The organism is Herbaspirillum sp. (genome assembly GCF_035644555.1).
Classification (GTDB): Bacteria; Pseudomonadota; Gammaproteobacteria; order Burkholderiales; family Burkholderiaceae_D; genus Herbaspirillum.
Window position 1 is genome coordinate 85,348 of record NZ_DASQOH010000049.1, and the last position, 11,831, is coordinate 97,178.

Sequence of the window (11,831 nt, forward strand, 5' to 3'; positions counted from 1 at the left end):
TAAAAAGGATCAGTTGGAATAAGGAGAACGGTACGGACTGACCGGCAGGGTCAGGAAGCTGCCCTGCATGTCCTCCAGCGTGTAACGCAGATACATGGCGACGTTGAGTTCGCGGAAGTCGCTCGAATTGTTCAGACGCAGTGCGCCACCGACGAACAGGCGGGGCGCGAAGCGGTATTCGCCGTTGCCTTCCAGGCTATAGCCCAGGCCGGTCTTGGTCTGCTGCGCATACTGGCGACCGCTGGCGGCCTGCAGGGCGGCATCGGTGGGGAAGTAGTCAGCCCCATCCTGGCGGAAATACTGCATCCCCACCGAGCCCTTGAGCTGGAAGGTGAACTTGTCGGAACGCTTGGCCCAGGTGACGGGCACGCCCAGTCCCAGGTAGGCCTGCGGACTGAAGTAACCGCCATGACCGTAGGTATAGAAGTTCTGGTTGTTGGCGTAGCTGATGACGGTGGCCGACACGCCGGCGGTCATCTTCTCGTCCTCGGCATTGGTGAGGTACTGGTAGGCGCCGCCGCCCAGTTCCACCCGGGTGTTGGATTCCACATTGCTGCCGCGCAGGCTGTGCAGCGCGCCATAGGCGTAGACCCCGGTCTGGGCGTCGTCCGAACTCATCTCGGCACGACCACCGTTGGCAGTCACGCCGCCCCAGGACAGACCGGCGCGGGGATCGGTACTGCCGGCGAACGAGGTAACGCTGTCATTGACCGCGCGGCGCGATACGTTCACTGCGAAGCGGTTGGTGCTGCTGCCGGGGAAGGACTGCTCCACGCTCACCCCGCCGACGATGTTGGGATGCTTGAAACCACGCGGCGTGGTGCCGAGGTCGGCCTTGACGCCATCCTCGGGACGCTCGTAGGCCACTGCCACCCCGACGCCGCTGGCACTCTGCTTGCCCAGGCCGGCGGCACTGCTGCCGCCACCGCCGAAGCGGCTGGCCGGTTCGTCGCCGAGGGTACCGCCATCCAGCGAGACCGGCGTGATGCGCACGGCCACGCGGTCATTACCGACGGGCATGTTCACTTCCAGCGGGGCCTCGATATCGTTCATGCGGCTCAGGCCCGACTCGCTGGCATTGCCGCGCACCACCACGCCTTGCGTGACATAGGCGCTGCGCGATTGCAGGATGTCATTCAGGGCGCGCTGGGCCGGGCTCAGGTTGTCCACCGCCGCGCCATTGGCGGACGGCCCCTGCATGGCCAGCAGGGCGCGCTGGGTGGCCGTGGCGGCGCCGGGCAGCGCGGTGGTGGGGGCGTTGGCGACGTTGACATTTCTGGCGCGCGCCCCCGGCTGAGCCTGGGCATAGGCCCCCTGCACCGGTGCTGCGGCCACCGGAGCGGCCGAACTGAACACCGGGCCCAGTGCGGTGCCATAGGCCGGCGCCTGCTGGGCCTGTTGTGCCTGCAGGGCTTGCTGCGCCTGCAACTGGCGCTGTGCCATGGCCGCATTGGCCGGCATGGGCAGCGTATCCACCGCGACCGGCGCAGCCATGGCCACCGGGCGCAGCAGGGTCTCGGCCGGCGGCGGAATGGCGGCCATGTCGTCGCTGCCCGGCAGGCGACGCTGGGTGCGGAAGGGATTGATGGCCGGATCGAAGCCATTGCCCTGCGCCGCCAGCGTACGCTGACGCGCACCGTTTTCAATCGCCACGGCCTTGCGCAGCAGTGCGGTGGCCTCACCGGTCTTGCCCAGGGCGCGATAGATGCGGGCCGCCTCGGTCAGGGTGGTGGGGTCACTGCTGTCGAGCTTGCCGAACTGGTCCAGCAGCTTCAGGGCATAGGCATTCTCGCGCGCCTGCACGGCGGTATCGGCCGCACCCAGCAGGACGTTGGCGTCGCGCGGATTGCGCTGCACCAGCGGCTGGTACAGGGCCAAGGCGCGCAGGTTGTCGCCGGCCGCATTGAACATGCGGGCCAGGGCGGCGATGGCGTCGGTATCGGTAGGTCGCTGGGCCAGCGCCGGGGCCAGGGTGTCGTAGGCGGCCGCCAGGTCGCCGCCCTGGCGCAGGCGCTCAGCCTGGCGCACACGGTAGAGGAAACGCAGGTCGTCGTATTGCTTGCGGGTGGCCGCATTCATGTTCTGGTTCTGCAGGGCGGTCAGCACACCGTAGACCTGCGCATCCTCACCGGCCTTGAGCAGGATGGAGGCGTATTGCAGGCGGGTGGACACCGACGGCGTAGCCGGCGGATTGACCAGCGGCTGCATCATCGCCATGGCGCGCGGCGTATCGCCGGCGTCGACATAGGCGGAGGCCAGGATGCCAGTACGTTCCGGATTGCCAGCGGCTTGCGGCTGGACGCGATCCAGCAGGACCAGGGCTTCCTGACGCTGGCCGGTCTTGACCAGTTCGGTGGCGTGATTGACCTGAATGGTCAGCGTCACCTGATTGGCCAGCTCGTTCATGGCAGCGCTGCGGCGCTGATCGGGGATGCGGCGCAGGGTATCCAGAGCGTCCTGCCACTGTTCCATTTCCACCGACAGCAAGGCGCTGGCATACAGGGCGTCGACGTTGTCGCGGTGTTCGCGGGTGAAGTCGTCGATGGTGGTGCGGGCCTGCTTGGCCTGGCCGGCCTTGACGTACAGGCGCGCCAGGTCGAACGTGGTCCAGACGTTGTCGGGGTCGTTCTTGACCGCTTCGCGCATGGCCGCCAGGGCGCCATCGATGTCGTTGCGCTGCTCGGCCAGGGTGGCCTGCTGGCGCGCGCGCAGAGCGCGCAGGCGGCCCTGGTCGCCGAATTCGTTCTGCTGCGCCGGGGTCAGCTGATCCAGCAGGCGCAGGGCTTCATCGGCGTGCCCGGTCTGCGCCAGCACGTTGACCAGGCCACGGATGGCCGGCACCTGCTTGGGCTGCGCGGCCAGCACCTGACGGTAATTGGCAGCGGCGGCTTCGTACTGCCCCCCACTGGCCTGGATGTCGGCAATGGCCACCCGACCATCGAGGCTCTTGGGGTCCAGACGCAAGGCCTGGGCCAGGGCGTCCTGCGCCTGCGCGGTCTGGCCGCGTGCCTGCAGATCACGGCCACGCTGGATCAGCAGCCAGTAGCGCACGCTGTCCAGGGCCTTTTTCCAGGACGCGCCGCCCTTGGCGACCGCGCGGGCGAGCAAGGGCTCGGCCTCGGCCAGACGGTTCTGCTGCTGGCGGATGACACCCATGCCACCCAGGGCATCGGCATCGTCGGGATGCGAGGACAGGCGCTCCTGGAAGGCCTTCTCGGCTTCCTGCAGATCGCCCTTTTCCAGGGCCTGCAGGCCGCGTCCGACCACGGTCGGCTGCTGAGCGCCGGCCACCTGCTGGCGGCCCTTGGCCAGCAAATCGCGGATCTGCTGGTCGTCGGGGTGGCTTTTGATGAATTCTTCGAACAGCGGATACTGCGCCGGCGATGGCGGCCCCAGCCAGGTCAGCGCCAGGCGCCAGCTCTCGTCGGCGTCGCCGCCGATGTCGGTCTTCTTCGACAGGCGTGCCAACTGGCGGATGCCTTCCACCCGGCTATCCTCGTGGCGCGCCAGCTGCTTGGCGTAGAACAGGGCCAGGATGCTGTCGTCCGGGGTTTCGCGTAACAGCCGTTCCATGCCCTTGCGCGCTTCCGGCCAGCTGGCGTCGTTGAAGGCCAGGTTGTTGTAGTACTCGCGCCCTATCGTGCCTTGCGGCGTGAGTCCGTTGAACATCTTGCGGAAGGTGTCGGTGGCGCGATCGCGTTCGCCGGCATCGACCAGGCGGCGGGCTTCAGCCAGCAGGGCCTTGTTTTCCGGCTTGGCCAGGGCGATGTCCTGCTCCAGCTGGTTGGCCTGCCAGGGTTGCGGCGACAGCGCCTGCAGGCGGTCCAGGTACTGCTTGGCCTGCTGCGGCTTGTTCTGCTTCACGCCGATCAGGCCCATGCCGTAGAGGGCGTTGACCTGGTTGGCATCCAGCTGCAATACCTTCTGCCAGACCTCGGCGGCGCGCTGCGCATTGTCGCGCGCCTGCCAGTACTGGCCCTGTTCGACCAGTTGGGCCGCCAGCTCCGGGTCGGCCGCATGGGCCGAGACACCGAGCAACGCGGTCAGGACTCCAATGGCTAGCGTTGTACGGCGCGCACGCATGACTTCTCCCAGGGCAAATTAAGCGTTCCGTCATCGCGGAACTGATAGCGTTTCTCGGCCCATCCCAATCCGAACAGGCCTAGCATGACGTTGTAGTACAGGATTTCGGGGCGCGGGTCCGGCTGTGCCAGCCCGCTCTCCAGTTGTTGCGCGACGGTGCGCTGCAGTTGCACCGCCAGCGTGGTATCGCCCTTGGCGATCAGGTAGGGCAGGAGTGCGGCGGAAAAGCCGAACGGCGCCTGTCCTTCGGTGGCGCCCGAGGTCACCTGGACCTTTTCGGGCGGCGCACCGGTGGCGGCCAGTACCCGGCGCATGCCGTCCAGCGCCGCCAGCAGCGGCGCGGCAGCGGTATCGCGAGGCGAGGTCATGCCGGCCCACAGATAGACACGGATCGCATCGTAACTGCCCAGGTCGCCCTTGGCAGGATCGACCTCGAACTGCCCGGACTGGACCGTCAGCATCCGGTAGCCCACCCAGTCGGCCACGAAGCCGCGCGGCGCCGAGGCCTGGATCATGCGCACCGTGTTGTCGGCCACCTGCTGCCAGGGGCCGGCTGGTCTTTCCTTGTGCAGCCGGCGCAGCAGCGGCAAAGGCAGGTAGCTGGGATTGAGTGTCCACTGGACATTGCGCTGGCTGAAACCCTGCGGTCCCGGCAACAGCATCTTGCCCAGGCCAGGCAGATCTACCACCAGCCTGGCTTCGATATTGTCGAGCAGGGCCTGCGCCTGCTTGCGGTAGTTCGGACGCTGCCACAGGCGCGCCGCTTCCAGCAGGGTGTAGGCGATCCAGAGGTCGGCATCCGAGGCCGAATTGGCGTCCTGCATCTGCCACTTGCCGTCACTACCCTGCCCCCACAGCCAGCCCGGCAGGATCTTGCCGGGGTCGTTGCCGAGCATGTTGTGCAGCGTCCAGTCCCATACCTTGGCGAAGCGCTCAGGGTCGTTGGCGACCAGCGCCAGCAGCATGTGGTAGGACTGGCCTTCGGAGGTGGTGTGGTTGGGCAGCAGGCTGGAGTGCAGCACCCGCCCGTCATCCTGGACATGGGCCGCAGCCCAGGATTGCCATGCCGGCCAGTCCTGGGACGTACAACCGGACGCACCGGCCGCGGCCATGGCCGGCAGCCAGGGCGCCGCCGCCAGGCCGGCCAGCAGGCCGATCACCTGGCGCCGGCGCGACAGCGGCACGGCGGCATACCTGGTGTTACGCATTGAGCCGCTTTCTCGCCTTGGCGCGCAGGGTCAGGTAAGCCAGACCGCCCAGCAGCAGGATACCCAGCGCCACCATCAGGAACATGCTGATCACGTGCTGCGACAGCCACCAGCGCAGCATGCGCAACGGCGACATGCTGCCCACGAAATACTGTTGCTCGGCCAGCAGCGGTTCGATGCTCTCGCCCCGCACCGCCACCAGGCTACCCTGCACGGCGCCGGATTCGGCTTCCTTGCTGGCCAGCGCGGACATGATCTGCGACAGGCCCAGCTTGTCGCCGCCGGCCAGCACCACCACGCTGCGGTCGCCATCCAGCGGCGATTCGAAACCGGTCAGGTAGGAGGTCGGGTCGCCGCCCGAGAACGCCATCTGCAGACGGGTGCGACGCTGCGCAGCCTTCGGGTCCAGGCCCAGCCAGCCACCTACGCGCAGCGACAGATCGGACAGGTCGAAGCGCTGCTTGTCACCGGTCACCACCGTGGGCAGGCGGTCGGCCCACTGCTTGAGCAGCGGCTGGTTCTGGCCCGAAGCCATCACCAGCAGGTCCTTGCCACTGAACTTGGCAACCTGGGCCGCCTGGGTCACGGTAACGGCGGTGGCCGGATAACCGGTGGCGCTACCGAAGCGGCCCAGCACGGTCAGGTAGGCGCTGAGGTCGGCATCGCTGGCGTTGTCCGGCAGGACCACGGCGGTCTCGGACAGATCGGCCATGCGCGTGAAGGGGAAGCCGGCATCCTTGAACACGCCCAGGTTGGGCATGGCCATGAAGTGGTCGTAGCCGCGCAGGTCCAGGGTGGATTCAGGATCGATGCTGCCGCGCACGTTGTCGATGATGATGTCGGCACACTCGCCCTGCTTCACGTAGTCATACATGTAGCGCAATTGCAGGCGCGATTGCAGCGCCGCAGTATCGAGCGGCAGGCGCACCGTCATCTCGCGCTCCAGCGTATCGCTCTTGATGGCGGCCAGCAGGCCCTGGTCCAGCTTGTCCTTGGGCAGCAGCACATCGGACTTGATCAGGCCATCGTTGAAGCTGACGATCAGCGAGGAATTGCTCGAACGCGGCTGCGGCGTGTAGCGGTAGTGCAGATCCAGCTTGGCACCGTCCTGGCGCCAGCTCGACAGCGCCGGCGGGAAGTTCAGCGGAATGGTGATGTCGCCCGGGTTGTAGCCGGACACATTGAGGCGCTTGGCGTCGATCAGTTCGGCCAGTTTCACCGGACGGTCGGTGGGCAGCCAGTTGGGGGCGTCGTAGGGCTTGCGCGGGGCCACCGGCTGCAGCTTGTCGATCACCACCGAATTGCCCGAGACCGCCTTGTTGCCCAGCGCCGCAGCCGCGGCCGCACGCTTGAGTTCTTCGGCATTGCGACCGGTCACCAGCAGCAGCTTGCCGTTGGGATCGTTGGGGTTGGTCACCATGGTCAGGGTCGGCCCCTTGGGCGCGGCGATTTCCAGTGCGCCGATCTGGCTGGCGCCTTCACCGCTGACCAGCACCACGCCATTGCCCTTGGCCGGCAGTGCGTTGAGCTGTACCGGGAAGCGCGCGCCGCGATAGCTGGCCAGTGCCCCGAACCAGGACGACAGCGCACCGGCGGCTTCCAGGGTGCCATTGTCGGGAGCGGCGACGAAGACGAAGGGCAGGTTCAGCATGCGCATGTCGCGGCGGTCGAAGAATGGCAGCGGCATGATGGCCAGGTCATCCTTGAGCGGCAGCGGCGTGGTCTGCAGCGCCAGCACCGAATCGTTGCTCACCCGCGCCCACAGGCTGGAGTGCAGCGGGTTTTCGCAACCCATGGTGTAGTGGCCGATGAACTGCAGGCTCAGGCGGTTGAATTCGGTGATCAGCTTGGGCGGAATCTCGACCTTGGTGGTCTGCAGGGCGCCGGCGTTTTCCTTGGGCAGCGGGATGCTGCCGGCCACCACGTCGTTGACCATCACGTTGATCTGCGACAGGTCCGGCAGCAGCGCGGGCGAATAGGTGTATTGCAGCGTCACGTTGGCGCCGGTTACCACCTGGTTGGCCGGCACGTCGAAGCCGACGCTGTCGCTGGCGTCCACGCCGTGCAGCGTGATCGGATACCCGCGACCCAGCTGGGTGAGGCTGAAATTGTAGGGATCACCGGCCATCGGCGTGGTGGCCGCAGCGGCCGGCGCGGCGGGAGCGGCTGCCAGCACCTGCAGAGGCAAACTGCCCGAGGCGACTACCCCGGCCATGACCAGACAGAGGGAGCGCCGGCGGAAAGTCGTATTCCTTCCAGGAGACTGCTTGATTTTCATTGTTTTTCCATTGATTTATCGAATGCCTGAATCACCTGGTCGGCCCGTACCGTTTCGGTCACCGCCACTGCCGACGCTCCCGCTGCCGCCGGGGCGGCCTGCACTATCGGCTCGGCCTTGGCGGCAGCCGCCGAGGCCGCCGCCGCACGCCGCGTATCACGCCACAGGTGCAACTGGATCAGGGTGGCGCGGATCAGCTCCTTGACGCCGTTGATACCGATCAGCGAGACCTCGCGCAGCGCCTTCAGCGGCGTATCGCGGCGGCTCTTGCCCCAGTTGTTGGCCCAGATGTCGGCGCGCGAGAAGGTCAGCCGCACCAGTTCACTGTTCTGACGCAGGCTCAGCTCATGGAACTGGGCGCCGACCATTTCGCCACGGCTGAACACCACGACGGCCGGGAACTCTTTCTCTTGCTGGTTGCGGAACAGCGTGACCTGGATGTGCTGGCCGCGTGCGATCGTCACACCCTGCGGCACACGCAAGCCGATGCCTTTCTGCGAAAAGTCCAGCGTAGTGCCGCTGATCTCGGTGCCATCGGCCAGCTTGACGCGTACCGGCAGCTCGGCCGCCACCCGCGGCTCGCTGCGCACCTGGCGGGTTTCGGAAGCCACCGCCATGGCGGCGCTGCTGATGATGACGTTGTACAGCGTCCAGGCCATGTTGATGAGGATGGTGGTCATCGCATTGGGGTCGCCCATCACCAGCTGCCAGACGCCGAAGACCATGCCCAGCAGGTTCAGCAGCAGCAGCACGATGTAGGGGCGCGCCAGTTTCCAGTCGAAGTGCTTGTCGAGGATGATGCCGCCCTTGTCGGTGACGTTGAAGCCGCCCAGCTTGGGGTTCACCAGCGCCAGCAGCACCGGGCCGAGGATGTACCAGGCCAGCACGGTCTCGTAGACCTCGTTCCAGAACGAATGGCGGAAACGCCCCTGGATGCGCGAGTTGGTCAGGCTGGCGTGCAGCACGTGCGGCAGCACGTAGGCAGTGATCATCAGCGCCGAAGCGTGGAAGATGTGGGCGCCGAAGAACAGATAGGTCAGCGGCGCGGTCAGGAAGATCAGGCGCGGCAGGCCATAGAAGAAGTGCAGCATGGCGTTGAGGTAGCAGAACCGCTGCCCCAGCTTCAGGCCCTTGCCGCGCAGGGGGTTGTCGACCCGGAAGATCTGCGCCATGCCACGCGCCCAGCGCACCCGCTGGCGGATGTGACGCGCCAGGTTCTCGGTGGCCAGACCGGCCGCCTGGGGGATGGCCAGATAGGCGGTGTTGTAACCGGCACGGTTCATCTTCAGCGCCGTGTGAGCATCCTCGGTCAGGGTCTCGACGGCGATGCCGCCGATCTCCATCAATGCGGTACGGCGCATGACGGCGCAGGAGCCGCAGAAGAAGGCAGCGTTCCAGAGGTCGTTGCCATCCTGTACCAGCCCGTAGAACAGTTCACCTTCATTGGGCACGGAACGGAAGGTATTGAGGTTCTTCTCGAAGGGATCGGGCGAGAAGAAGAAGTGCGGCGTCTGCAGCATCGCCAGCTTGGGGTCCTTGTAGAACCAGCCCATGCAGATCTGCAGGAAGGAGCGGGTCGGCACGTGGTCGGCATCGAAGATGGCCACGAATTCGCCGTCGGTGACCTTGAGCGCTTCGTTGAGGTTGCCGGCCTTGGCGTGCTTGTTGTCCGAGCGCACCAGGTAGTTCACGCCGATGTTGTTGCAGAACTCACGGAAGTCTTCGCGACGACCGTCGTCCAGCACGTGCACACGCAGCTTCTCCTGCGGCCAGTCGATGGCCTGGGCGGCGAAGATGGTCAGCGAAACGATGTCCAGCGACTCGTTGTAGGACGGGATGAAGACGTCCACCGTCGGCCATTCCGAGGGCGGCATGGTCAGCATCTGCGGCTTGCGGCGCAAGGGCCAGGCGGTCTGCAGGTAGCCCAGCGTGAGCACGATGAGCGAATAGATTTCGGCCGCCAGCAGGCCATAGCCGAAGACGATGTCGAGCCAGTCTTCGAAGGCCAGGGTGGAGGTGATGCGCCAGTACATGTAGCGCATCGACACGATCAGCGAGAGCGTGATCAGCACCAGCACCGGGAAGCGGCCGGACTGCTTGCGCAGCACCAGCGCCGCCACGAAGCAGCCGATGGCGAAGATGCACTGGGTATAGAACTCCAGCGGCACCGACACGATGAGCATGGCCAGCAGTACGGCCAGCAACAGCAGACCGAGCTGCAGCCAGCGGCGCGGCCGGCGCGGCAGCGCCTCCAGGCGCTCGCCCCAGGTCTGGATCCAGCTCTGCAGGCGGTTGGAGGTGGGTGCGGCCGGATCCGCTGCGGCGGCGGACGCGGTGGATGCGGTGGAAGAACGGGCTTGCGACTGCGCTTGCGATTGACTCATGATGCACGACCACCGACGTGGGCGGATTTGGCGACCTCTGCGTGCAGTTGTTCGCTGATGGACTGGAGCTGTTCATAGGCCGGCGAATGCCCGGCCTTGATCAGGGGATTGAAACCATAGGCCAGGCCTTCGCTGATGGCATGGTCGAGGCCGATGACGCCGGCCAGACGCGGCCCCATCCAGCGCTTGAGCACTTCCAGCATGTCCTGGCAGAAGGTACGGGAGCCATCGTACTTGTTGACGATGTAGCGGCAATTGTTGCGGCCGTGCAGGGCCTGGCGCATGTGTTCCAGCGCCAGGAAGGAACCGGCATCGGGCGTGACCACCGCCACCACCTGGTCGGCCGCCTGCAGCGCCTGGTCCAGGTACGCGGTCTGGCCGGCCGGCAGGTCCAGCAGGACCACATCGCCCGGCTGCAGCTGCATTGCTTGCAGCTGGCGCATGAGCCATTGCGGGTCCTGCGCCATCTGGCGGGCGAGGGCGGCCTCGCCTTCGCGGGCCAGTACGGCGTGGGTCACCACCCGGGTGCCGGCACTGCCGTCGCGCCAGGCGGCACGCCAGTCGGGCGCCACATCGGCGGCGGGTACCGCCGCCGGGGCGGTGGCCGCGCTCACGCCCAGATGGTATTGCAGGGCATCCTGGGGATCGAGATCGATGGCGACCACCCGGCCATGCCGGGCCAGTGTGCAGGCCAGGGCCGAGCACAGCGTGGTCTTGCCGACCCCGCCCTTGGGCGAGACGATGGCAATGACCTGGGCCGGGGTGGACGGCAGCAGCGCGGGAGCGCTCGGCGGCGTGTCGGACTGCCCGGCTGCCTGCCGGGACTGGCGCTGCTGGGTCACTTCCCCAAGCAGGGAACGCAATACCGAGGGCACGGCGGCATCGGCCACCACGGTGGGCATCACGGCGGCTGCCGTGGTCGATACCAGGGGCTTGACGCGGCTTACGGGGGGCTGGGGCACCAGCGGGATAGCCGCGACCGGCGGCGCAGCGACTTCCACCAGCGGTGCGGCCGGCTGGGCCGGCGCCACTGGCGCGGCGGGAAACGCCTCATCCAGCACCGACGCGGCAGGCGCCGGCAGCGGCGTGGAAGGCAGGGGCGACTCGACCGGCGCGACGACGCTGGTCACCACGGGATCCATCACCGGCTCGATGCGCTGCAGGGGAGAAACCGACTTGGCCACCACCGGCGGCGGGAGGATGCCGGAGGCGGCCGGAACGGCGGCATCGGCCACTGCCGCCACTGCGGCCACTTGCGCAGCCGGCTGCGCTGCCTCGACCATGAGCTTGGGTGCCTTGGGCTTGCGCGCCGGCTCCTTGTAGTCGATCGCTGCCTCGATCTCGAGATAGCCATCCACCGCTGCCCCGAACTTGCTCAGCAAGTTGGAGATATCGTTTCCCATTTCTCTGCTCCCTGCTCAGGATCTCGTCTGCCGGCTTTTGGCCAAGGGCATCGGACCTGCCACAAACCTAGTTAAGAACCGCCAAAATCTTCCAATTTTCGCCATGTCTGGCGATGTGCAGTGCTCCGCTCTGCCGGCGGTCCTGTTCCCCGGAGTGATTCGGAGACGTCCCCATCTGTCCCGATTCAGAAATGTTATAAAATCGACCACACTTCGGTGTTGTGATTAAAACAAACAAATCCTGATATCGCAACCTGCTTTGTTAGCAAACCTGCAAATAAAAGTTAAGTAACAACAGTCATTTCCTTATGGGAAATGGTGAACAACGAGGGCAGCATCTTATCTTTCACACAAGGCTGTTGTCGCCTATTTGTGACATAGCGCAATGAAAACCGTCGCAGATTTGGCACATCCTGCCCTCACGGAGACCCGATATTTCCCGTTGAAAACAGTACTGTCACATCTGCACCGCGTT

5 protein-coding genes are annotated in these 11,831 nt (G+C 66.2%); all 5 read right to left on the bottom strand.

The window, feature by feature from the left end; genetic code table 11:
* Positions 1-9 precede the first annotated feature (9 nt).
* Genes VE092_RS13210 through bcsQ form a run of 5 tightly spaced genes read right to left on the bottom strand, consistent with a single transcriptional unit; the run spans position 10 to position 11,356 of the window.
* Positions 10-4,083, bottom strand: coding sequence for a cellulose biosynthesis protein BcsC (locus VE092_RS13210; RefSeq protein ID WP_324877417.1), 4,074 nt, complete (start codon positions 4,081-4,083; stop codon positions 10-12).
* Complete coding sequence (gene bcsZ / locus VE092_RS13215) at positions 4,059-5,291, bottom strand: cellulose synthase complex periplasmic endoglucanase BcsZ (protein WP_324877419.1); 1,233 nt, start codon at positions 5,289-5,291, stop codon at positions 4,059-4,061. Before bcsZ ends, VE092_RS13210 begins: the two co-directional genes overlap by 25 nt.
* Positions 5,284-7,569 (bottom strand): cellulose biosynthesis cyclic di-GMP-binding regulatory protein BcsB, encoded by a 2,286-nt coding sequence (gene bcsB, locus VE092_RS13220; RefSeq protein ID WP_324877421.1) that lies wholly within the window; start codon positions 7,567-7,569, stop codon positions 5,284-5,286. The genes bcsZ and bcsB overlap by 8 nt, the downstream gene beginning before the upstream one ends.
* The gene (gene bcsA, locus VE092_RS13225) at positions 7,566-9,953 is read right to left on the bottom strand and encodes a UDP-forming cellulose synthase catalytic subunit (RefSeq protein WP_324877423.1); all 2,388 of its coding nucleotides are present in this window, start codon (positions 9,951-9,953) and stop codon (positions 7,566-7,568) included. Before bcsA ends, bcsB begins: the two co-directional genes overlap by 4 nt.
* Entirely contained in the window at positions 9,950-11,356 is a 1,407-nt protein-coding gene (bcsQ, locus tag VE092_RS13230) for a cellulose biosynthesis protein BcsQ (protein WP_324877425.1), read from the bottom strand. Before bcsQ ends, bcsA begins: the two co-directional genes overlap by 4 nt.
* Positions 11,357-11,831: the final 475 nt, after the last annotated feature.

Bases quoted from the DNA above. Each gene is read 5' to 3' on its own strand.
- VE092_RS13210 (WP_324877417.1), bottom strand. From the start codon at position 4,083: ATGCGTGCGCGCCGTACAACGCTAGCCATTGGAGTCCTGACCGCGTTG.
- bcsZ (WP_324877419.1), bottom strand. From the start codon at position 5,291: ATGCGTAACACCAGGTATGCCGCCGTGCCGCTGTCGCGCCGGCGCCAG.
- bcsB (WP_324877421.1), bottom strand. From the start codon at position 7,569: ATGAAAATCAAGCAGTCTCCTGGAAGGAATACGACTTTCCGCCGGCGC.
- bcsA (WP_324877423.1), bottom strand. From the start codon at position 9,953: ATGAGTCAATCGCAAGCGCAGTCGCAAGCCCGTTCTTCCACCGCATCC.
- bcsQ (WP_324877425.1), bottom strand. From the start codon at position 11,356: ATGGGAAACGATATCTCCAACTTGCTGAGCAAGTTCGGGGCAGCGGTG.